Genomic DNA, 20,949 nt, shown 5'->3' with positions numbered 1-20,949 from the left:
GTGCGGCGCAGCGCCACCGAGGAAATGAAAAGGGCCGCGTACGAATACGCGGCCCTCGATGCCTCAGCCTGTCGCGGCTCTAGCGCAGCGCCACATCCAGGATGATGCCGGTGGCGATGGCGACCAGCAGGTAGTCATTGTCGGCGCGCACCCAGTGATAGCCGCGCGGCGGATGGCGCAGCCGGTAGTAGCCGTAGTCGCGCACCACATAAGTCGGACCGTAGTAGCGATGGCCGCGTTCCCAGCGATGCGGGTGACCGTAGTGGCGCGGGCCGTAATAGCCGTGGCTCACATAGCGCCGGTCGTCGTGGTGGCGGTAGTCGCGGCGGACCTCGTAGCGGCGGTGATCCTCGCGGCGGTTGTCGTGGTGACGATCACTGCCGCGGTCGTGGCCATGGCGGCCATGATCCCCGGGGCCGGGTGCGGCCAGCGCGAAGCTGCCGGCACCGAGCAGGGTGATCGCAACGAGCAGGCGGGCGATGAGTTTCATCTCGGGTCTCCTCCCCCGGCAATGGCCGCGACAATGCGGCGTTCGACCGGGGCAGGTTGGATCGTAGGAAGCTGCGGCTGAACGCCAGCCGATTCCGGCAGGGCGGTTTCAGGTGGCGCTCAGCATCGCGAACACGGTCACAGACTGCGCCGGTTCAGCGCTGGAACGGGGCCAGCTTGCGTGGCACCGCGACGTTTTTCAGGCTCACGTAACGTGGCAGGCCATCCTTGCCGTAGGGCAGGGCCGCCTCGCCCCGGATCAACGGCGCCAGATAGCGGCGCGCGGCGGCGGTGATGCCGAAACCGTCGCGGCTGATGAAGCCCTTCGGCATCTTCTTCTCGCGGTTGGCGATCTTCGCCAGCGGCGCCGGTTCGATCTTCCAGCGATACGGTGCATCGAAGGTGCGCACGATCACCGGCATCACCGCGTTCATCCCGGCCAGCGCGTATTCCACGGCGGCCCGCCCCACGGCATGCGCCTGCTCGGCGTCGACCTTCGACGCGGCATGGCGCGCCGAGCGTTGCAGGTAGTCGGGCAGCGCCCAGTGGTATTTGTACCCGAGCTTTTCCTTCACCAGCGCCGCCAGCACCGGCGCCACACCGCCCAGTTGCGCATGGCCGAAGGCGTCGCGCGTGCCTGCTTCGGCGAGGAACTGGCCCGCCGCGTTGCGCACGCCTTCGGAGGCGACCACGGTGCACCAGCCGACGCGCTCGACGGTGGCCTTCACCTTGGCCAGGAAGGCCGCCTCGTCGAAGGCGTTCTCGGGGAACAGGATGATGTGCGGCGGCGCATCGGCGCCCTCGCCGGCCAGGCCAGCGGCGGCGGCGATCCAGCCGGCGTGGCGGCCCATCACTTCGAGGATGAACACCTTGGTCGAGGTCTCGGCCATCGAGGCCACGTCGAGGCTGGCTTCCAGGGTGGAGATCGCCGTGTACTTCGCCACCGAGCCGAAGCCGGGGCAGCAGTCGGTGACGGCCAGGTCGTTGTCCACCGTCTTCGGCACGCCGATGCAGCGGATGTCGTAGTTCATCGCCTTGCCCAACTGCGAGATCTTCAGCGCGGTGTCGGCCGAGTCGTTGCCGCCGTTGTAGAGGAACCAGCGGATGTCGTGCGCCCGGAAAACCTCGATCAGCCGCTCGTACTCGGCGCGGTTGTCGTCCAGCGATTTCAGCTTGTAGCGGCACGAACCGAACGCGCCGCCGGGCGTGTGGCGCAGCATGGCAATCGCGCTGGCCGACTCCTTCGAGGTGTCGATCAGCTCTTCGCGCAGCGCGCCCAGGATGCCGTTGCGGGCGGCATACACCTTCACGCTCCTGCCGCGGGCCGCTTCGATCACCCCCGCCGCGGTGGCGTTGATGACGGCGGTGACGCCGCCGGACTGGGCATACAGGATGTTTCCGGCAGGGACGGGTGAACGGCGACTCGAGCTCATGGGTTCCTCGATACGGGCGATGAAGTGTTGCGCATGGTCGGCAACAAAGGTTTTGGCGACAGATACTTGCGCGTGCCTGGGGGTTGCCGCCGTTTGACGACTTGGGGTGCAGCGGCTAATTTGGCGCACAATATCCGGGATATCGGACGGACTGTTGCAGTGTGCGGCAGTACGTCGAACTTGTGGAGCATTATGCGACTCGTCCTACTTGGTGCGCCCGGCTCGGGCAAAGGTACGCAGGCAGCCCGATTGAAGACGGCGCTGGGCGTACCGCATATCTCGACCGGCGACATGCTGCGCGCCGCGGTGGCCGCGGGTACCGCGATGGGACTCAAGGCCAGGGCGGTGATGGATGCCGGCCAGCTGGTTTCCGACGACATCCTGCTCGGCATGCTGGAAGAGCGCCTGGCCCAGCCTGACGCGAAAGCCGGCTTCATCCTCGATGGCTATCCGCGCAACCTGGCCCAGGCCGACGCGCTCGACCACCTGTTGGCCAGGCTCGGCCAGCCACTGGATGCGGTGATCAAGCTGGACGTGCCGAACGACGCGATCATCGGTCGCTGCGAGATCCGCTTCAAGGCCGAAGCCCGCGCCGACGACAATCCCGACACCGTGCGCAAGCGCCTGGGCGTGTATGCCGAACAGACCGCGCCGGTCGCCGATTTCTACGCCAGCCGCGGCAAGCTGCAGGTGGTCGATGGCGTCGGCGAGCTCGACGAGGTCACCGCGCGGGTCGAACAGGCCCTGCGCCGCGAGCCCGCTGCCGCGAACGGCTGAGCACTTCCGCTCCGGCGGACTTCACGGAGTCGTTCGGCATGCGCCTGCACATCCTCGGTATCTGCGGCACCTTCATGGGTGGCGTCGCCGCGCTTGCGCGAGAACTCGGCCACACGGTCGAAGGTTCCGACGCCAACGTGTATCCGCCGATGAGCACCCAGCTGGAAGCGCTGGGCATCGGCCTGATGAGTGGCTACACCGCGCAGCACCTGCAGCCGGCGCCGGATCGGGTGGTGGTCGGCAATGCGATGGTGCGCGGCAACCCCGCCGTCGAGTACATGCTCGATGCGCGGTTGAACTACATCTCCGGGCCGCAGTGGCTGGGCGAGACCGTGCTGGCCGGGCGCGACGTGCTGGCGGTGGCCGGCACCCACGGCAAGACCACCACGACCAGCCTGCTGGCGCATCTGCTCGAGAGCGCGGGGCTGGCACCGGGCTTCCTGATCGGCGGAGTGCCGGGGAATTTCGGGGTGTCGGCACGGCTAGGGGGCAAGCAGGCATACGCGGGCCCCGAACCCTCATCCGGCGCTGCGCGCCACCTTCTCCCGAGGGGAGAAGGGAGTGTTGTGCCGCCTGCGGCGGCGCCTTTCGTGATTGAGGCGGACGAATACGACACCGCGTTCTTCGACAAGCGCTCGAAGTTCGTGCACTACCGTCCGCGCATCGCCATCCTCAACAACCTCGAATACGACCATGCGGACATCTTTCCCGATGTCGCGGCGATCCAGCGCCAGTTCCATCATCTGGTGCGCACGGTGCCCGGCAACGGCCGGCTGATCGTCAACGCGCACGACGAGCGCCTGGCCGAAGTGCTGGCGATGGGTTGCTGGACGCCGGTGGAAACCTTCGGCATCGGCCGCGGCGACTGGCAGGCCAGCCTGATCGAGGCGGACGGCTCGGCCTTTGCCGTGTATCACCGTGGCGAACGGCTGGGCGAAATACGCTGGACCCTGCTCGGCCACCACAGCGTGATGAACGCGCTGGCGGCGCTGGCCGCGGCGGCTGCCGCCGGTGCCGATCCGCGAGCGCTGTTGTCCGCCTTCGCCAGCTTCGAGAGCGCCAAGCGCCGGATGGAACTGGTCGGCGAGGTGGACGGCATCCGCGTCTACGACGACTTCGCCCATCATCCCACCGCGATCGCCACCACCCTGGCCGGCCTGCGCGCCAGCGTGGGAACGGCGCGCATCCTGGTCGCGCTGGAGCCGCGCTCCAATTCGATGCGCCAGGGCGCGCATGCCGAGGCGCTGGCGCCGTCGCTTGCCGACGCCGATGCCGTGGTCTTTCTGCAGCGCCCGGAATTGCCCTGGGATGCGCACCGGGTGACCGACGCGCTGGACGGCCGCGGCGCCACGGCCGCGACGGTCGATGCACTGATCGACCACCTGCGCGAGCAGGTGCGACCGGGCGACCAGGTGGTGTTCATGTCCAACGGCGGCTTCGAGGCGGCCCCGCGTCGCTTCGTGGAAAGCCTGCGCCAGGCCTGAGCGGCCGGCGGTGACCGTGCCCATCGCTGTCGTTACACTCCGGACATGGTTGTCCGTTCCCATCCGCCGCTGATCGAGGTGCCGCTGTTCCCGCTGCCTGCCGTGCTGTTTCCGGCCGGCAAGTTGCAATTGCGCATCTTCGAGCCGCGCTATATCGATCTGGTGCGCGAGTGCACGCGTTACGGCACCGGCTTTGGTGTCTGCCTGATCCTGCAGGGACAGGAAACCGGTGCGCCGGCGGTGCCCGCCGCGATCGGCACGATGGCGCACATCCATGACTTCAATACCGATGAAGGTGGCCTCCTCGGCATCATGGCCACCGGCGGACGGCGCTTTCGGGTGGCACGAAGTCGGGCAAGATCGGACGGCCTGCTGCGCGGCGAAGTGGAAATCTGGCCGGACGAACCGACCGTGGAAGTGCCGGTGGAGTTCGCGCTGCTGCAGAGCATCCTGGAGCGCCTGATCGAAACCATGGCGCCTCACTGGCGCGATGCGCCACGCGCCGCCTACGAGGATGCCAGCTGGCTCGGCCTGCGCCTGGCCGAACTGCTGCCGCTGGATGTCGCCGAGCAGCAAGGCATGCTGGAACTGACCGACCCCCTGCTGCGCCTGGCCGAATTGCGCGACATCCTGCCGCGTTTCCAGAAGGCATAGTCGTCACCCGCTAGACTGCCTGTCTGCACTTTCCCTTTCGAGGATTCGACACATCATGGATACGCTGGCCGGCAAGACCTTGTTCATCAGCGGCGCGTCGCGGGGCATCGGTCTGGCGATCGCGCTGCGCGCTGCGCGCGACGGCGCCAACATCGTGATCGCGGCGAAGAGCAACGTGGCCAACCCGAAGCTGCCGGGCACCATCCACACCGCGGCCGCGGAGATCGAGGCGGCCGGTGGCAAGGCGCTGGCCTTGCAGGTGGACATCCGCGAGGAAGAGCAGGTGGTCGCGGCCGCCGCACGGGCCGCCGAACATTTTGGCGGCATCGACATCGTGGTGAACAACGCCAGCGCGATCTGGCTGGCCGGCACCGCCGAGACGCCGATGAAGCGCTTCGACCTGATGCAGCAGGTGAATACCCGTGGCACCTTCCTGGTGACCCGCAGTTGCCTGCCGTATCTGAAACAGGCGGCCAATCCGCACGTGCTGATGCTGTCGCCGCCGCCGAACCTCGATCCGAAATGGTTCGCGCCGCATACCGCCTACACCATCGCCAAGTACGGCATGAGCCTGTGCGTGCTGGGCATGAGCCCGGAGTTCGCACCGATGGGTATCGCAGTGAACGCGCTGTGGCCGCGCACGGTGATCGCCACCGCGGCGATCGGCATGATTGATGGCGTGAAGGTCGAGCATTGCCGCAAGCCCGAGATCGTGGCCGATGCCGCCCACGCCATGCTGACCCGGCGCTCGACGGAATACACCGGCCATTTCGCGATCGACGAGGACGTCCTGCGCGAGGCCGGGATCAGCGATCTGTCCGGCTACGCCGTGCAGCCCGGGGCGCCCCTGTTGCCGGACCTGTTCCTGGACTGATCTTCGGAACCCCTGCCGGACCGCGGCGCCAAGCGCGACCAGGCGTCAAGGTGGCACGCGTGGCATTCCGTCCGGTTCGCACCGACATCAACTTTTCGAGAACGACATGCACGAACAAGCCTCCGACCTGATCGAACTGGGCAAGCGTTACTGGTTGCCGGTCTACAAGCCGCGTGAACTGGTGCTCGATCATGGCAAGGGGGCGCGGGTGTGGGATACGGAGGGCCGCGACTACGTGGACTTCGGCGCCGGCATCGCGGTGAATGCGCTCGGCCATCAGGACCCGGACCTGCTGGCCGCGCTGACCGCGCAGGCGCACAAGTTGTGGCACAGCAGCAACGTGTTCTACACCGAACCGCCGCTGCGCCTGGCCGCGGAACTGGTGGAAGCGTCCGGCTTCGCCGAGCGGGTGTTCCTGTGCAATTCGGGTGCGGAAGCGAACGAGGCGGCGATCAAGCTGGTGCGCAAATGGGCGGCAGCGAACGGGCGTCCGCCGGAACGGCGGAACATCCTCACGTTCTTCGGCTCGTTCCACGGACGCACGCTGGCTACCGTCACCGCCACCGCGCAACCGAAATACCAGAAGGGCTACGAGCCCCTGCCGGCGGGCTTCGTGCACGCCGCGTTCAACGACGTCGATGCGCTGGAGGCGGCCTTCGCCAACCACGACCTCGCGGCGGTGATGCTGGAGCCGATCCAGGGCGAAGGTGGCGTGCTGCCTGCGGCGCCGGGCTTCCTGCAGCGCGTCCGCGAGCTGTGCGATGCGCACGACGCCTTGCTGGTGCTGGACGAGATCCAGTGCGGCATGGGCCGCACCGGCTCACTCTTCGCCCATGCCCATGACGGCGTCACGCCGGACATCGTGACCCTGGCCAAGGCGCTGGGCAGCGGATTTCCGATCGGCGCGATGCTGGCCGGCCCCAGGGTGGCCGAGGTGATGCAGTACGGTGCGCACGGCACCACCTTCGGCGGCAACCCGATGGCGGCGGCGGTCGCCCGCGTCGCGCTGGCCAAGCTGGGTTCGCCCGCGGTGCTGGCCAACGTGGAGCGGCAGGCGAACGACCTGCGCGCCGGCCTCGCCCGGATCAATCACGAGTTGAACCTGTTCGACGAAGTGCGCGGACGCGGGTTGATGATCGGTGCGGTGCTGGCCGAGGGGCATCGGGGCAAGGCGGCGGCGATCCTCGATCATGCCGCGGCGCATGGCCTGCTGCTGTTGCAGGCCGGGCCCAACGTGCTGCGCTTCGTGCCGCCACTGACGATTGCCGACGAGGAACTGGCCGATGGCCTGGCCCGTCTGCACGCGGCCTTGAGCGATTTCGCGGCAAGCTGAAAAACCTGGACATCCGGAGCCGGCAATGAAATATCTGCACAGCATGGTGCGCGTGCGCGACCTCGATGCGTCGCTGCGCTTTTACTGCGAGGGGCTGGGGCTGCGCGAGGTGCGCCGCAAGGAAGTGCCCGAGGGCAAGTTCACCCTGGTGTTCCTGTCCGCGGCGGAGAGCCCGGAGGCCGAGATCGAGCTGACCCACAACTGGGGTTCGCAGGAAGACTACGGTTCGGCGCGCAACTTCGGCCATCTTGCGTTTCGCGTGGATGACATCTACGCCACCTGCCAGCGCCTGCAGGACATGGGTTACACCATCCATCGCCCGCCGCGCGACGGCCACATGGCCTTCGTGCGTTCGCCCGACCTGATCTCGGTCGAGCTGCTGCAGGAAGGCCAGTTGCCGCCGCGTGAGCCGTGGGCGTCGATGCCGAACACCGGCAGCTGGTGAATCAGCCCTTCGCCTCGCGCAGGGCGCCGCGGGCGGCTTCCAGCGTGTCGGCGATGTCCTGGTCGCTGTGCGCGCTGGACATGAAGCCGGCTTCGAACGCGGAAGGGGCCAGGTACACGCCACGCTTCAGCATGCCGTGGAAGAAGCGGTTGAACAGCGCGCTGTCCGCTGCGGTGGCTTGCGCGTAGGTCGTCACTTTCTCTGCGGTGAAGAACAGGCCGAACATGCCGCCTACGCGATTGGTGCTGAAGGCCACGCCTTCGCCATCGGCGACCGACTGGAAGCCGTCGGTCAGCAGCCGCGTGCGTGCGGCCAACCGGTCATGGAAGCCAGGCACCTGGACCAGCTCCAGCATGGCCAGGCCCGCAGCCATCGCCACGGGATTTCCGCTCAGCGTTCCAGCCTGGTAGATCGGCCCGGCCGGTGCGATCTGCTCCATCAGTTCGCGCTTGCCGCCATAGGCGCCCACCGGCATGCCGCCGCCGATGATCTTGCCGAAGGTGGTCAGGTCGGGCGTCACGCCGTAATGCGCCTGCGCGCCGCCGAGCGCCACGCGGAAACCGGTCATCACCTCGTCGAAGATCAGCAGCGCACCGGATTGCGTGCACAGCTCGCGCAGACCCTGCAGGTAGCCGTCGAGCGGGGCGATGCAGTTCATGTTGCCCGCGACGGGCTCGATGATCAGGCCCGCGATCTCGTGTCCCTGCTCGGCGAACAGCGCCCTGGCCGCATCCAGATCGTTGTAGGGGAGGGTCAGTGTGAGATCGGCATTGGCCTTGGGCACGCCCGGCGAGGTCGGCACGCCGAAGGTCAGCGCACCGGAACCGGCCTTGACCAGGAAACTGTCGCCATGGCCGTGGTAGCAGCCTTCGAACTTCACGATCTTGCTGCGGCCGGTGGCGCCGCGGGCGAGGCGGATCGCCGACATGGTCGCCTCGGTGCCGGAGTTGACCATGCGCACCATGTCGATGGAAGGGATCAGGCGCGTGATCGTTTCGGCCATCACGACTTCGGCCGGGCATGGCGTGCCGAACGACAGGCCGTGCCGGATCGCGCGTTCAACCGACTCGCGCACCGCCGGATGGTTGTGGCCGACGATCATCGGGCCCCAGGAACCCACGTAGTCGATGTAGCGATGGCCTTCGACGTCCCACAGGTACGCGCCATCCGCACGTTCCGTGAAGAACGGCTCGCCGCCCACGGATTTGAATGCGCGCACGGGCGAGTTCACGCCGCCGGGCGTCAATTGCCGGGCGCGCTGGAAGAGTTCGTGGTTGGTCGTCATGCGGAATTCCGATCGGAGGAGTACAGGTCGTCGAAGCGTCGTGCGGCGGCGCGAACGTCGGTGGCGGCAAGCACCGACGCCACGGCGGCCAGGTAGTCCGCACCCGCCTCAACCAGTGGCCGCCCATTGTCCGGCGTGATGCCGCCGATCGCCACCCGCGCTATGCCCAGCGCGGCGCTTTGCCTCAGCAGGTCGATCGGCGCCAGGGACGCCAACGGCTTGGTCGACGACGAAAAGAACGCACCAAACGAGACGTAGCTTGCACCGGCGCGGGCCGCTGCTTGCGCCCGCGACAGCGAGTCGTAGCAGGAGACGCCGATGATCGCCTGCGGCCCCAGGGCCTCGCGTACCGCTGCCGGATCGTCGTCGTCGCGACCGAGGTGCACGCCGTCTGCACCGACTTCCATGGCCAGGGCGATGTCGTGGTCGATGATCAGCGGAACATGGTGCGCCCGACAAAGCGCCGCAAGCGCGCTGGCCTCGGCATGGCGACGTTGCTCATCGCGGCCGAGATCCCGGTATTGCAGCATCCGGGCGCCACCTTCCAGCGCCAGCGCGGTGGCTTCGAGCAAGTCTGCCCGTGGCCCGTTCGTGATGGCATACAGTCCGCGCCGGTTCGGCATTCCGCGTGTATTCAAGTGGCGACCTCATGTCGGCAAGTCTGGTGGGTGCGTCCGACCCGCGCTTTCGTATTCGCGGTCGAGTTGCGAGAATGGGCAATTATCCTGCGATTCGAAGAAATCCGATCATGAGCCAGAGTTCCAGCGAGACCGCCGTCCGCAAGTGGATGTGCGTTGTGTGTGGTTACATTTACGACGAAGCCATCGGCGTACCCGATGAGGGCATTCCTGCCGGCACCCGTTGGGAAGACGTGCCCGATACCTGGACGTGCCCGGATTGCGGCACCACCAAGGACGACTTCGAGATGATCGAGCTCGACTGAGCGCCGATTCCCGCCAGCAAACGGCCCGATTCCGTCAGCGCACTGACCGGGCCGCCTGCTCTGATGTTCCTGCGCCCGGTCCGCGGCGCGCCATGCGGGAGCATCTCATGCAGCAGTTCATTCCCTTTGAAGACGACTGGGACGCATTGGAGAATCTGCGCCCCGAAGATCTCATTCCCTATCGCGTCGGCATGCTCGACACGCCACGCGCCGCGGTTCAGCGCACCGCACCGAGCTCGCTGTCGATCTTCAGCACGTCGCCCGCCCTGAAACCCATCCGTTGCGCGGTGCCTGCCGGCAGCTCCAGCACGTAGATTGCCGGCGCGGCGCTTGGATAGACCGGGCAGGGATCGGCCTTGCAGGGCGGTACATTCTGCTGCACCGAAACCAGCCGCTTTTGCTCGTCGAAGTACAGGATGTCCAGCGGAATGAGCGTGTTCTTCATCCAGAAGGCCTGCGGGCCGCTCGCGGGAAACACAAACAGCATGCCGTGATCGGCCGCCAGCGTGGTGCGCATCATCAGGCCACGCTGGCGACCGGCATCGTCCGTGGCCAGTTCGACCGAGAACCGGTGGCCGTCCAGTGCGACTGCGGTCGGAGCTTCATGTGTCCTTGTACTGCAGGAGCACGCAGCCAGCAGGAACGGAATCGTGGTCAGCCACCGTCTCATCACTTGCGCATCCGCCATGAAAGGGTGCGGGCCAGTGTAGTGCGGCATGGAACGCTCGCCGTGAGGAAACGATGTTGCAAAAAATTGTCGCGCCCCCCTTCCAAGATCGGTTGCCTGGCGCTATGATTCACGCCCCTTCGACGAGACGTCCTGCTGCGAAGGTTCCTGCTCCAAACAATCTCGAAAAAAGCTTCCACGAGGGTGTTGACGGAGAGGAAAAGCGATGTAGAATGGGCGGCTCACCTAGGACGAAACGTCTTGGGGCGCAAACCGGAAACGGGATGCAAGCGAACGATCTTTGACAGTGTGCGCAGGTGAATTGTGTGGACGTCTTGTGTTGAATGGGTCACGACCTGTCCAAGCAATGCAAGCGTCCCACCAAGTAAAAAGTCAGTAATGAGTTTTGATTGGTTGGGAACAACGCTTCAGAAAGATAGATCATCCATCGCTGCAAGGTGATGACATGGTCGAAAACTTAAGTGAAGAGTTTGATCCTGGCTCAGATTGAACGCTGGCGGCATGCCTAACACATGCAAGTCGAACGGCAGCACAGCAGAGCTTGCTCTGTGGGTGGCGAGTGGCGGACGGGTGAGTAATGCATCGGGACCTACCCAGACGTGGGGGATAACGTAGGGAAACTTACGCTAATACCGCATACGTCCTACGGGAGAAAGCAGGGGACCTTCGGGCCTTGCGCGGTTGGACGGACCGATGTGCGATTAGCTAGTTGGTAGGGTAATGGCCTACCAAGGCGACGATCGCTAGCTGGTCTGAGAGGATGATCAGCCACACTGGGACTGAGACACGGCCCAGACTCCTACGGGAGGCAGCAGTGGGGAATATTGGACAATGGGCGCAAGCCTGATCCAGCAATGCCGCGTGTGTGAAGAAGGCCCTCGGGTTGTAAAGCACTTTTATCAGGAACGAAATACCACGGGTTAATACCCTATGGGGCTGACGGTACCTGAGGAATAAGCACCGGCTAACTTCGTGCCAGCAGCCGCGGTAATACGAAGGGTGCAAGCGTTAATCGGAATTACTGGGCGTAAAGGGTGCGTAGGCGGTTCGTTAAGTCTGTCGTGAAATCCCCGGGCTCAACCTGGGAATGGCGATGGATACTGGCGAGCTAGAGTGTGTCAGAGGATGGTGGAATTCCCGGTGTAGCGGTGAAATGCGTAGAGATCGGGAGGAACATCAGTGGCGAAGGCGGCCATCTGGGACAACACTGACGCTGAAGCACGAAAGCGTGGGGAGCAAACAGGATTAGATACCCTGGTAGTCCACGCCCTAAACGATGCGAACTGGATGTTGGTCTCAACTCGGAGATCAGTGTCGAAGCTAACGCGTTAAGTTCGCCGCCTGGGGAGTACGGTCGCAAGACTGAAACTCAAAGGAATTGACGGGGGCCCGCACAAGCGGTGGAGTATGTGGTTTAATTCGATGCAACGCGAAGAACCTTACCTGGCCTTGACATGTCCGGAATCCTTGAGAGATCGAGGAGTGCCTTCGGGAATCGGAACACAGGTGCTGCATGGCTGTCGTCAGCTCGTGTCGTGAGATGTTGGGTTAAGTCCCGCAACGAGCGCAACCCTTGTCCTTAGTTGCCAGCACGTAATGGTGGGAACTCTAAGGAGACTGCCGGTGACAAACCGGAGGAAGGTGGGGATGACGTCAAGTCATCATGGCCCTTACGGCCAGGGCTACACACGTACTACAATGGTCGGTACAGAGGGTTGCAATACCGCGAGGTGGAGCCAATCCCAGAAAGCCGATCCCAGTCCGGATCGGAGTCTGCAACTCGACTCCGTGAAGTCGGAATCGCTAGTAATCGCGGATCAGCTATGCCGCGGTGAATACGTTCCCGGGCCTTGTACACACCGCCCGTCACACCATGGGAGTGGGTTGCTCCAGAAGGCGTTAGTCTAACCGCAAGGGGGACGACGCCCACGGAGTGGTCCATGACTGGGGTGAAGTCGTAACAAGGTAGCCGTATCGGAAGGTGCGGCTGGATCACCTCCTTTCAAGAAATGACGGCGTGAGTCTTCACGCAAGACGTCCACACAAGACACCTGTACTTCACGCAATCGTTCAACCTAGGTTCCAGGTCGTCTGGTTCAGGTTCTGGGGTTCGATCTCTGGGTCTGTAGCTCAGGTGGTTAGAGCGCACCCCTGATAAGGGTGAGGCCGGTGGTTCGAGTCCACCCAGACCCACCATTATGCCAAGGTTTCCTTGGGGCCTTAGCTCAGCTGGGAGAGCACCTGCTTTGCAAGCAGGGGGTCGTCGGTTCGATCCCGACAGGCTCCACCAAGGTTCGATCCGACGCGTGAAGTATCAGCACACACAAGATTTGTTGAAATCATCCGGCATTGAGGCCGGCGTGATGTTCTTTGAAAACAAGTAAACGAGTGACAAGCGTCTTGGTTCGAAACCGAACCGAGGCAAGTGTTAAGGCACGAAAACGAAGTAACTTGGCTGCACCTGATGAGGGTGCATGCCCCGAGGCGACTTGGGGTTATATGGTCAAGCGACTAAGCGTATACGGTGGATGCCTTGGCAGTCAGAGGCGATGAAGGACGTGGCAGCCTGCGAAAAGTGTCGGGGAGCTGGCAACAAGCTTTGATCCGGCAATGTCCGAATGGGGAAACCCACCGCGCAAGCGGTATTGCATGGTGAATACATAGCCATGCAAGGCGAACCCGGGGAACTGAAATATCTAAGTACCCGGAGGAAAAGAAATCAACCGAGATTCCCTGAGTAGCGACGAGCGAACGGGGACTAGCCCAAAAGCACATTGTGTTCTAGTCAAACGGGATGGAAAGCCCGGCCATAGATGGTGATAGCCCAGTCGACGAAAGGGCACTTTGTGTGAAATTGAGTAAGGCGGGGCACGTGAAACCTTGTCTGAACATGGGGGGACCATCCTCCAAGGCTAAATACTACTGACTGACCGATAGCGAACTAGTACCGTGAGGGAAAGGCGAAAAGAACCCCGGAGAGGGGAGTGAAATAGACCCTGAAACCGTATACGTACAAGCAGTGGAAGCCCGCAAGGGTGACTGCGTACCTTTTGTATAATGGGTCAGCGACTTACTGTCTGTGGCAAGCTTAACCGTATAGGGGAGGCGAAGAGAAATCGAGTCTGAATAGGGCGCATAGTCTCAGGCAGTAGACCCGAAACCGAGTGATCTATCCTTGGCCAGGTTGAAGGTGCGGTAACACGCACTGGAGGACCGAACCCACATCTGTTGCAATAGATGGGGATGAGCTGAGGATAGGAGTGAAAGGCTAAACAAACTCGGAGATAGCTGGTTCTCCTCGAAAGCTATTTAGGTAGCGCCTCGGACGAATCTTCCTGGGGGTAGAGCACTGTTATGGCTAGGGGGTCATCGCGACTTACCAAACCATGGCAAACTCCGAATACCAGGACAGACTATCCGGGAGACACACGGCGGGTGCTAACGTCCGTCGTGAAAAGGGAAACAACCCAGACCCGCAGCTAAGGTCCCAAAGTCATGGCTAAGTGGAAAACGATGTGGAAAGGCATAGACAGCCAGGAGGTTGGCTTAGAAGCAGCCATCCTTTAAAGAAAGCGTAATAGCTCACTGGTCGAGTCGGTCTGCGCGGAAGATTTAACGGGGCTAAGCCATGCACCGAAGCTCGGGGTGTGCACATTTATGTGTACGCGGTAGAGGAGCGTTCCGTAAGCCTGTGAAGGTGTGTTGTAAAGCATGCTGGAGGTATCGGAAGTGCGAATGCTGACATGAGTAACGATAATGGGGGTGAAAAGCCCCCACGCCGAAAGCCCAAGGTTTCCTCGCGCAACGTTCATCGGCGCAGGGTGAGTCGGCCCCTAAGGCGAGGCAGAAATGCGTAGTCGATGGGAAGCAGGTTAATATTCCTGCACTTTTCTTAAGTGCGATGTGGGGACGGAGAAGGTTAGGTCTACCGGGCGTTGGTTGTCCCGGGGAAAGGCGGTAGGCATGGGTCTTAGGCAAATCCGGGACCCTTTATGCCGAGCACCGAGACGAGCCCTTTTGGGCGAAGTGACTGATACCACGCTTCCAGGAAAAGCCACTAAGCTTCAGCTTAAGAAAAACCGTACCGTAAACCGACACTGGTAGGCAGGGTGAGAATCCCAAGGCGCTTGAGAGAACTCGGGTGAAGGAACTAGGCAAAATGGCACCGTAACTTCGGGAGAAGGTGCGCCCTTCGACGTGGTCACATGCGTGACTGAGCGTTGAAGGGTCGCAGTAACCTGGCCGCTGCGACTGTTTATCAAAAACACAGCACTCTGCAAACACGAAAGTGGACGTATAGGGTGTGACGCCTGCCCGGTGCTGGAAGGTTAATTGATGGGGTCAGCCGCAAGGCGAAGCTCTTGATCGAAGCCCCAGTAAACGGCGGCCGTAACTATAACGGTCCTAAGGTAGCGAAATTCCTTGTCGGGTAAGTTCCGACCTGCACGAATGGCGTAACGACAGCGGCGCTGTCTCCACCCGAGACTCAGTGAAATTGAATTCGCTGTGAAGATGCAGCGTTCCCGCGGCAAGACGGAAAGACCCCGTGAACCTTTACTATAGCTTTACACTGAACGTTGAGTTCTTCTGTGTAGGATAGGTGGGAGGCTTTGAAGTGCAGACGCCAGTTTGCATGGAGCCATCCTTGAAATACCACCCTGAAGTGCTTGACGTTCTAACCTCGGCCCGTAATCCGGGTCAGGGACCGTGTATGGTGGGTAGTTTGACTGGGGCGGTCTCCTCCCAAAGAGTAACGGAGGAGCACGAAGGTACGCTCAGCGCGGTCGGACATCGCGCACTGTGTGCAATGGCATAAGCGTGCTTGACTGCGAGATCGACGGATCAAGCAGGTACGAAAGTAGGTCATAGTGATCCGGTGGTTCTGTATGGAAGGGCCATCGCTCAACGGATAAAAGGTACTCCGGGGATAACAGGCTGATACCGCCCAAGAGTTCATATCGACGGCGGTGTTTGGCACCTCGATGTCGGCTCATCACATCCTGGGGCTGTAGCCGGTCCCAAGGGTATGGCTGTTCGCCATTTAAAGTGGTACGCGAGCTGGGTTCAGAACGTCGTGAGACAGTTCGGTCCCTATCTGTCGTGGGCGTTGGAGATTTGAGGGGGGCTGCTCCTAGTACGAGAGGACCGGAGTGGACGTTCCGCTGGTGTTCGGGTTGTCATGCCCATGGCATTGCCCGGTAGCTACGAACGGAAGTGATAACCGCTGAAAGCATCTAAGCGGGAAGCACGCCCCAAGATGAGATCTCCCGAGAGCTTGACTCTCCTTAAGGCACCATCAAGACTAGGTGGTTGATAGGTCAGGTGTGGAAGTGCAGCAATGCATTGAGCTAACTGATACTAATGAGCCGTGAGGCTTGACCATATAACCCCAAGACGCTTCGTTCGTTCCCGAAGCTTGTCTGATTCGAATTTCACCTCGACGCTTGTCACTCGTTTACGATTTATAACGTGAGTTTCCACTCACGGAAATGTCTGGTCAGCTGTATTGACCGGGCCTTTCAAGAAGATGTGGAGCCGGCGCAACAGCGCTGCTCCCACCCCTTCCCTGGCGGCCATAGCGGCGTGGTCCCACCTGATCCCATCCCGAACTCAGAAGTGAAACGCGCATGCGCCGATGGTAGTGTGGCTTTGCCATGCAAGAGTAGGTCACCGCCAGGGGCTTTATCCTGAAACACCCTCACCGGAAACGGTGGGGGTTTTTCTTTGGCGCTGTTGCGGTGGCGACCGCCGGTCGCAGCCCGCAACAGGTCACCGCCAGGGGCTTTATCCTGAAACACCCTCACCGGAAACGGTGGGGGTTTTTCTTTGGCGCTGTCGCGGTGGCGACCGCCGGTCGCAGCCCGCAACAGGTCACCGCCAAGGGCTTTATCCTGAAACACCCTCACCGGAAACGGTGGGGGTGTTTCTTTGGCGCTGTTGCGGTGGCGACCGCCGGTCGCAGCCCGCAACAGATCGCGGCCACGCGAGGCAAATTGCCGCAGTGCGGAATACGCGAACGCAACTTCTTGCGGTGATCGCTAGAATCGACCGATTCCTCCCATCACGGAACCGCATGACGACTTCCAACCCAAGCCGCCTCGGCCCCTTGTCGTATCTGATCTTCTCTTCGCGCTGGTTGCAGCTTCCGCTCTACCTGGGCCTGATCGTGGCCCAGGGCATCTACGTCGTGCAGTTCCTGCGCGAGCTGTGGCATCTGGTCTCGACCACGTTGTTCCACAACGGCGTCGACGCCGGCGGGGTGGAAAGCGCCGAGGCCACGATCATGTTGACCGTGCTCGGTTTGATTGATGTGGTGATGATCTCGAACCTGCTGGTGATGGTCATCGTGGGAGGTTACGAGACCTTCGTCTCCCGCCTGCGGCTGGAAGGACATCCGGACCAGCCCGAATGGCTGTCGCACGTGAATGCCACCGTTTTGAAGGTGAAGCTGGCGATGGCGATCATCGGCATCTCCTCGATCCACCTGCTCGCCACATTCATCAAGGCGCGAAACATGGATGGCGAGACGATCATGTGGCAGATCCTGCTGCATCTGACTTTCGTGGTGTCGGCGGTGGCACTCGCGTACATCGACAAGCTGACCCAGCCGGTCGGCAGACACGCCGAAGCACACTGAGCGCGACCGATCGAATCACGACGACCACCCATCGCGCAGGCCAGTTGCTACTCTTGACCGATGGGTTCGCGTGAAGGGACGTGCGGTGGAACAGCGTTACATTTTGGCGATAGACCAGGGGACGACCAGTTCACGCGCGATGCTGTTTGACCGTGCCTGCGCAGTCGTCGGATCGGCGCAACGCGAGTTTCGACAGATCTTTCCGCAGCCCGGCTGGGTCGAACACGACCCGCAGGAGATCATGTCGAGCGTGCTGGCGACGGTGGTCGAAGTTCTGGCCCGGGTGCCGGATGCGGCGACGATGTTGGCCGGCATCGGCATCACCAACCAGCGCGAGACCACCGTGGTGTGGGACCGGCACACCGGCAAGCCGGTCTGCAACGCGATCGTGTGGCAGTCGCGGCAGAGCCTGGCGATCTGCGAGCAGGTGGAAGCGGACGGCTACGCATCACTGGTGCGCGAGAAGACCGGCCTGCTGATCGATGCGTATTTCTCCGGCAGCAAGATTCGCTGGATCCTCGATCACGTCGATGGCGCGCGTGCCCAGGCGGAACGCGGTGACCTGCTGTTCGGCACGATCGACAGCTGGCTGATCTGGAATCTCAGCGGCGGGGCATTGCATGTCACCGACATCAGCAATGCGGCGCGGACGTTGCTGTTCGACATCCACGCCTGCCAGTGGGACGACGAGCTGCTGCGCATGCTGGACATCCCGCGCAGCATGTTGCCCCAAGTGCGCCCGTGCAGCGAGGTCTACGGCCATACCGTGGCTTTCCCCGGCGTGCCGGCCGGAGTGCCGATCAGCGGCGTGGCCGGTGATCAGCAGGCGGCGTTGTTCGGCCAGGCCTGCTTCGAGCCGGGCATGGCCAAAAACACCTATGGCACCGGCTGCTTCATGCTGATGAACACGGGTACGCAGGCGGTGCCTTCGCGACACGGCTTGCTGACCACCATTGCGTGGAAGCTGGATGGCGTCGTCGAGTACGCGCTCGAAGGCAGCATCTTCGTCGCCGGCTCGGTGGTGCAGTGGCTGCGCGATGGCTTGCGCATGCTCGAATGTGCCAGTGACTCGCAAGCCTGCGCCGAAAGCGTGGACTCCTGCGAAGGCGTGTACCTGGTGCCGGCCTTCGTCGGTCTTGGAGCGCCGTACTGGCGCAGCGACGTGCGGGGTGCGATGTTCGGCCTGTCGCGGGGCACGCGCAAGGAGCACGTGGTGCGCGCCGCACTTGAATCGATGGCCTACCAGTCGCGCGACGTGTTGTCCGCGATGCAAGCCGACGCAGGCATTCCGCTCAAAGAGTTGCGCGCCGATGGCGGGGCGATCGCCAACGATTTCACGGCGCAGTTCCAGAGCGACATGCTCGGTGTGCCGGTGCTGCGTCCGAAGGTCGTCGAGACCACGGCGCTGGGCGCAGCCTGTCTGGCCGGGCTGGCGGTGGGATTCTGGGAAAGTCGAGCGCAGATAGCGACGTTGTGGCAGATCGATCGGCGCTTCGAACCGCTGATGGCCGAACCCGACCGCGAACGCCTGTATCAGGGCTGGCGCGACGCGGTGCATGCCACCATCGGCTTCCGGATGGCCTGAAAGAAACGAGGCCCCGGCATGCGCGGGGCCTCGTCCTTCGATCGGTGGTGGCCGGCTTCAGTCGAGCGTGTAGCCGAACTGGTCCAGGAATTCGGCGGCAAAGTCGGCGTAGCCGAAGCGCTGGTTCTGCGTGCCGGGATGCTCAACCTTGAGTGCACCCATCAGCGAGGCCATGCGACCCACGGTCGGCCAGTCCTTGCCGCGCATGATGCCGAACATCAGCCCGGCGCGATAAGCGTCGCCACAACCCGTGGGGTCGACGATCTGCCGCTCGCGGGCCGGGGGGATATGGTGGGTCTCGCTGCCGACGTGGATGATCGATCCGCGCGGGCCCTGGGTGACGATATACGCGGTCACTCTCTGCGCAATCTCTTCGGCGCTCCAGCCGGTGCGTGTCTGCAGCAGCTGCGACTCGTAATCGTTGACGATCACGTAGGTCGACTTGGTGATCATCGAACGGAACTCTTCGCCGCTGAACAGCGGCATCGCCTGGCCCGGATCGAAGATGAAGGGCACGCCGCGGGCGGCGAACTCGTCGACGTGCTGCAGCATCGCCTCGCGGCCGTCCGGTGCCACGATCGCGAAATCGATGTCGGGGATGTCGCGTACGTGATTTTCCTGGGCGCTGGACATCGCGCCGGGATGAAACGCGGTGATCTGGTTGTTGTCCAGGTCCGTGGTGATGAAACATTGCGGCGTGAACTGGTCGTCGAACACGCGCACGCTGTCCAGGCGGATCCCGCACTGCTCCATGTGCGCGCGATACGGCGCAAAATCCTGGCCCACCGCAGCCACCGGCAGCGGATCTCCGCCGAGCAGCTTGAGGTTGTAGGCGATGTTGCCGGCGCAGCCGCCGAACTCGCGCCGCATGCGTGGCACCAGGAACGACACATTCAGGATGTGCATCTGATCGGGCAGGATGTGGTTCTTGAACTGGTCCTGGAACACCATGATGGTGTCGTAGGCCAGCGATCCGCAGATGACGGCAGACATGATGTGCGGGAGCCCCCGGGCAGAAGTGGAAAACCGTATCGCCGCGGGACGGCGCAGGCCGCACCGGACGGCCCCGGTCAAAGGGGCGATCTTAACGCCATCCGCCCGGATTGGCGACTTTCGGCCAGCCATCGAAGCTCAGCTTGCGACGCAGAAAACGTGCTTAGGGTCGTGTTGTAGAAGGATTTCTTAACGTTATTGTCCTTGCGCATGCAGGACACGCTGACTAGACTGGCGAGCTTACTTTTTAACCAGGCCGGACCACGGCGGACCCATGTTCAAGAAGTTTCGCGGGATCTTCTCCAACGACATCTCCATCGACCTCGGCACGGCCAACACGCTGATCTACGTGCGTGGGCAGGGCATCGTGCTGAACGAACCGTCGGTGGTGGCGATCCGCCAGGATCGTGGCCCGGGTGGTCCGCGCACGATCGCCGCAGTCGGTGGCGATGCCAAGCGCATGCTGGGTCGCACGCCGGGCAATATCGCCACCGTGCGTCCGATGAAGGACGGCGTGATCGCCGACTTCACCATGACCGAGGCGATGCTGCAGCACTTCATCAAGCAGGTGCACAAGTCGCGCTTCCTGCGCCCGAGCCCGCGCGTGCTGGTGTGCGTGCCGTGCGGCTCGACCCAGGTCGAGCGCCGCGCGATCAAGGAATCGGCCGAAGGCGCCGGTGCCCGCGACGTGTTCCTGATCGAGGAGCCGATGGCGGCGGCGATCGGCGCCGGCATCCCGGTGCACGAGGCGCGTGGCGCGATGGTGCTGGACATCGGCGGCGGCACCTCCGAGGTCGCGGTGATCTCGCTGAACGGCATCGTCTACTCGCAATCCGTGCGTGTCGGCGGCGATCGCTTCGACGAGGCGATCATCAATTACGTGCGCCGCAACCATGGCACCCTGATCGGCGAATCCACCGCCGAGCGCATCAAGCTGCAGATCGGCTGTGCCTTCCCGCAAGCCGACGTCAAGGAGATCGAGATCTCCGGCCGCAACCTCGCCGAGGGCGTGCCGCGGATGTTCACGATCAACTCCAACGAGATCCTCGAAGCCCTGCACGAGCCGCTGGCCGGCATCGTGGCCGCGGTGAAGTCGGCACTGGAGCAGACTCCGCCGGAACTGTGCTCCGACGTCGCCGAGCGCGGCATCGTGCTCACCGGTGGCGGTGCCCTGCTGCGCGACCTGGACCGGCTGATCTCCGAGGAAACCGGCCTGCATGTGCAGGTGGCGGACGACCCCCTGACCTGCGTGGCGCGTGGCGGCGGCAAGGCGCTGGAGCTGATCGATCAGCACGGCAGCGACTTCTTCGCACCCGAATAAGGCGAGAG

General features: G+C 63.1%; 16 protein-coding genes, 2 tRNA genes and 3 rRNA genes. 15 read left to right on the top strand and 6 right to left on the bottom strand.

Annotated elements, in window-relative coordinates:
- Positions 1–79: 79 nt before the first annotated feature.
- Both ABNK63_RS15140 and ABNK63_RS15135 read right to left on the bottom strand, forming a co-directional pair.
- Complete coding sequence (locus tag ABNK63_RS15140; protein WP_007806549.1) at positions 80–490, bottom strand: RcnB family protein; 411 nt, start codon at positions 488–490, stop codon at positions 80–82.
- Between the two features lie 154 nt (positions 491–644).
- Entirely contained in the window at positions 645–1,922 is a 1,278-nt protein-coding gene (locus ABNK63_RS15135) for a 6-phosphofructokinase (RefSeq protein ID WP_350016100.1), read from the bottom strand.
- 192 nt (positions 1,923–2,114) lie between these two features.
- On the opposite strand from ABNK63_RS15135, the gene ABNK63_RS15130 reads away from it, so the two are divergent.
- From ABNK63_RS15130 to ABNK63_RS15105, 6 genes are all read left to right on the top strand, one after another.
- A complete protein-coding gene (locus ABNK63_RS15130; protein WP_040672980.1) occupies positions 2,115–2,699 on the top strand; it encodes an adenylate kinase in 585 nt (194 codons plus the stop codon).
- Between the two features lie 38 nt (positions 2,700–2,737).
- Positions 2,738–4,183, top strand: a complete 1,446-nt coding sequence (mpl, locus tag ABNK63_RS15125) for a UDP-N-acetylmuramate:L-alanyl-gamma-D-glutamyl-meso-diaminopimelate ligase (RefSeq protein WP_350016099.1) — start codon at positions 2,738–2,740, stop codon at positions 4,181–4,183.
- 45 nt (positions 4,184–4,228) lie between these two features.
- Entirely contained in the window at positions 4,229–4,837 is a 609-nt protein-coding gene (locus ABNK63_RS15120) for an LON peptidase substrate-binding domain-containing protein (RefSeq protein WP_350016098.1), read from the top strand.
- Positions 4,838–4,892: 55 nt separating this feature from the next.
- Positions 4,893–5,711 (top strand): NAD(P)-dependent oxidoreductase, encoded by an 819-nt coding sequence (locus ABNK63_RS15115; protein ID WP_007806540.1) that lies wholly within the window; start codon positions 4,893–4,895, stop codon positions 5,709–5,711.
- Positions 5,712–5,817: 106 nt separating this feature from the next.
- Positions 5,818–7,044, top strand: a complete 1,227-nt coding sequence (locus ABNK63_RS15110) for an acetylornithine/succinylornithine family transaminase (RefSeq protein WP_350016097.1) — start codon at positions 5,818–5,820, stop codon at positions 7,042–7,044.
- A gap of 25 nt (positions 7,045–7,069) precedes the next feature.
- Positions 7,070–7,489, top strand: a complete 420-nt coding sequence (locus ABNK63_RS15105; RefSeq protein ID WP_007806537.1) for a lactoylglutathione lyase — start codon at positions 7,070–7,072, stop codon at positions 7,487–7,489.
- 1 nt (position 7,490) lies between these two features.
- Here the strand turns inward: ABNK63_RS15105 and hemL are convergent, their stop codons facing one another.
- Both hemL and thiE read right to left on the bottom strand, forming a co-directional pair.
- On the bottom strand, positions 7,491–8,774 hold the full coding sequence (gene hemL / locus ABNK63_RS15100; protein WP_350016096.1) for a glutamate-1-semialdehyde 2,1-aminomutase: 1,284 nt from the start codon (positions 8,772–8,774) through the stop codon (positions 7,491–7,493).
- Positions 8,771–9,397: a thiamine phosphate synthase gene (thiE, locus tag ABNK63_RS15095; RefSeq protein WP_350016095.1), complete on the bottom strand. Its 627-nt coding sequence runs from the start codon at positions 9,395–9,397 to the stop codon at positions 8,771–8,773. Before thiE ends, hemL begins: the two co-directional genes overlap by 4 nt.
- A gap of 125 nt (positions 9,398–9,522) precedes the next feature.
- Here thiE and ABNK63_RS15090 point away from each other — a divergent pair, with 125 nt between their 5' ends.
- Positions 9,523–9,717, top strand: coding sequence for a rubredoxin (locus ABNK63_RS15090; RefSeq protein WP_040672978.1), 195 nt, complete (start codon positions 9,523–9,525; stop codon positions 9,715–9,717).
- A 217-nt stretch (positions 9,718–9,934) separates the two neighbouring features.
- Here ABNK63_RS15090 and ABNK63_RS15085 read toward each other — a convergent pair whose 3' ends face one another.
- Positions 9,935–10,387, bottom strand: coding sequence for a DUF192 domain-containing protein (locus ABNK63_RS15085; protein ID WP_350016094.1), 453 nt, complete (start codon positions 10,385–10,387; stop codon positions 9,935–9,937).
- A 476-nt stretch (positions 10,388–10,863) separates the two neighbouring features.
- On the opposite strand from ABNK63_RS15085, the gene ABNK63_RS15080 reads away from it, so the two are divergent.
- The 7 genes from ABNK63_RS15080 to glpK all read left to right on the top strand — a co-directional run bounded on the left by ABNK63_RS15080 (position 10,864) and on the right by glpK (position 18,627).
- A 16S ribosomal RNA gene (locus tag ABNK63_RS15080) occupies positions 10,864–12,408 on the top strand.
- 116 nt (positions 12,409–12,524) lie between these two features.
- Positions 12,525–12,601, top strand: a tRNA-Ile gene (locus ABNK63_RS15075).
- Positions 12,602–12,619: 18 nt separating this feature from the next.
- Positions 12,620–12,695, top strand: a tRNA-Ala gene (locus ABNK63_RS15070).
- Positions 12,696–12,906: 211 nt separating this feature from the next.
- Positions 12,907–15,788 (top strand): 23S ribosomal RNA (locus ABNK63_RS15065).
- A 182-nt stretch (positions 15,789–15,970) separates the two neighbouring features.
- Positions 15,971–16,084, top strand: a 5S ribosomal RNA gene (gene rrf, locus ABNK63_RS15060).
- Together the 16S, 23S and 5S rRNA genes with 2 tRNA genes alongside form the textbook arrangement of a ribosomal RNA operon.
- Before the next feature lie 394 nt (positions 16,085–16,478).
- Positions 16,479–17,042, top strand: coding sequence for a TIGR00645 family protein (locus ABNK63_RS15055; RefSeq protein ID WP_350016093.1), 564 nt, complete (start codon positions 16,479–16,481; stop codon positions 17,040–17,042).
- 85 nt (positions 17,043–17,127) lie between these two features.
- Positions 17,128–18,627: a glycerol kinase GlpK gene (gene glpK, locus ABNK63_RS15050; protein ID WP_350017228.1), complete on the top strand. Its 1,500-nt coding sequence runs from the start codon at positions 17,128–17,130 to the stop codon at positions 18,625–18,627.
- A gap of 57 nt (positions 18,628–18,684) precedes the next feature.
- Here the strand turns inward: glpK and ABNK63_RS15045 are convergent, their stop codons facing one another.
- Entirely contained in the window at positions 18,685–19,620 is a 936-nt protein-coding gene (locus ABNK63_RS15045) for a carbohydrate kinase family protein (RefSeq protein WP_350016092.1), read from the bottom strand.
- A gap of 274 nt (positions 19,621–19,894) precedes the next feature.
- Here ABNK63_RS15045 and ABNK63_RS15040 point away from each other — a divergent pair, with 274 nt between their 5' ends.
- The gene (locus ABNK63_RS15040; protein WP_007810448.1) at positions 19,895–20,941 is read left to right on the top strand and encodes a rod shape-determining protein; all 1,047 of its coding nucleotides are present in this window, start codon (positions 19,895–19,897) and stop codon (positions 20,939–20,941) included.
- The last annotated feature ends 8 nt before the right edge of the window (positions 20,942–20,949 follow it).

This window comes from Rhodanobacter sp. IGA1.0 (assembly GCF_040208325.1).
GTDB classification, from domain to species: domain Bacteria; phylum Pseudomonadota; class Gammaproteobacteria; order Xanthomonadales; family Rhodanobacteraceae; genus Rhodanobacter; species Rhodanobacter spathiphylli.
This window is presented reverse-complemented; position numbering and strand designations above follow the sequence as displayed.

What these genes read in the sequence shown, in the direction of transcription:
- ABNK63_RS15140 (WP_007806549.1), bottom strand. Translation starts at nt 490, where the DNA reads ATGAAACTCATCGCCCGCCTGCTCGTTGCGATCACCCTGCTCGGTGCC.
- ABNK63_RS15135 (WP_350016100.1), bottom strand. Translation starts at nt 1,922, where the DNA reads ATGAGCTCGAGTCGCCGTTCACCCGTCCCTGCCGGAAACATCCTGTAT.
- ABNK63_RS15130 (WP_040672980.1), top strand. Translation starts at nt 2,115, where the DNA reads ATGCGACTCGTCCTACTTGGTGCGCCCGGCTCGGGCAAAGGTACGCAG.
- mpl (WP_350016099.1), top strand. Translation starts at nt 2,738, where the DNA reads ATGCGCCTGCACATCCTCGGTATCTGCGGCACCTTCATGGGTGGCGTC.
- ABNK63_RS15120 (WP_350016098.1), top strand. Translation starts at nt 4,229, where the DNA reads ATGGTTGTCCGTTCCCATCCGCCGCTGATCGAGGTGCCGCTGTTCCCG.
- ABNK63_RS15115 (WP_007806540.1), top strand. Translation starts at nt 4,893, where the DNA reads ATGGATACGCTGGCCGGCAAGACCTTGTTCATCAGCGGCGCGTCGCGG.
- ABNK63_RS15110 (WP_350016097.1), top strand. Translation starts at nt 5,818, where the DNA reads ATGCACGAACAAGCCTCCGACCTGATCGAACTGGGCAAGCGTTACTGG.
- ABNK63_RS15105 (WP_007806537.1), top strand. Translation starts at nt 7,070, where the DNA reads ATGAAATATCTGCACAGCATGGTGCGCGTGCGCGACCTCGATGCGTCG.
- hemL (WP_350016096.1), bottom strand. Translation starts at nt 8,774, where the DNA reads ATGACGACCAACCACGAACTCTTCCAGCGCGCCCGGCAATTGACGCCC.
- thiE (WP_350016095.1), bottom strand. Translation starts at nt 9,397, where the DNA reads ATGCCGAACCGGCGCGGACTGTATGCCATCACGAACGGGCCACGGGCA.
- ABNK63_RS15090 (WP_040672978.1), top strand. Translation starts at nt 9,523, where the DNA reads ATGAGCCAGAGTTCCAGCGAGACCGCCGTCCGCAAGTGGATGTGCGTT.
- ABNK63_RS15085 (WP_350016094.1), bottom strand. Translation starts at nt 10,387, where the DNA reads ATGAGACGGTGGCTGACCACGATTCCGTTCCTGCTGGCTGCGTGCTCC.
- ABNK63_RS15055 (WP_350016093.1), top strand. Translation starts at nt 16,479, where the DNA reads ATGACGACTTCCAACCCAAGCCGCCTCGGCCCCTTGTCGTATCTGATC.
- ABNK63_RS15045 (WP_350016092.1), bottom strand. Translation starts at nt 19,620, where the DNA reads ATGTCTGCCGTCATCTGCGGATCGCTGGCCTACGACACCATCATGGTG.
- ABNK63_RS15040 (WP_007810448.1), top strand. Translation starts at nt 19,895, where the DNA reads ATGTTCAAGAAGTTTCGCGGGATCTTCTCCAACGACATCTCCATCGAC.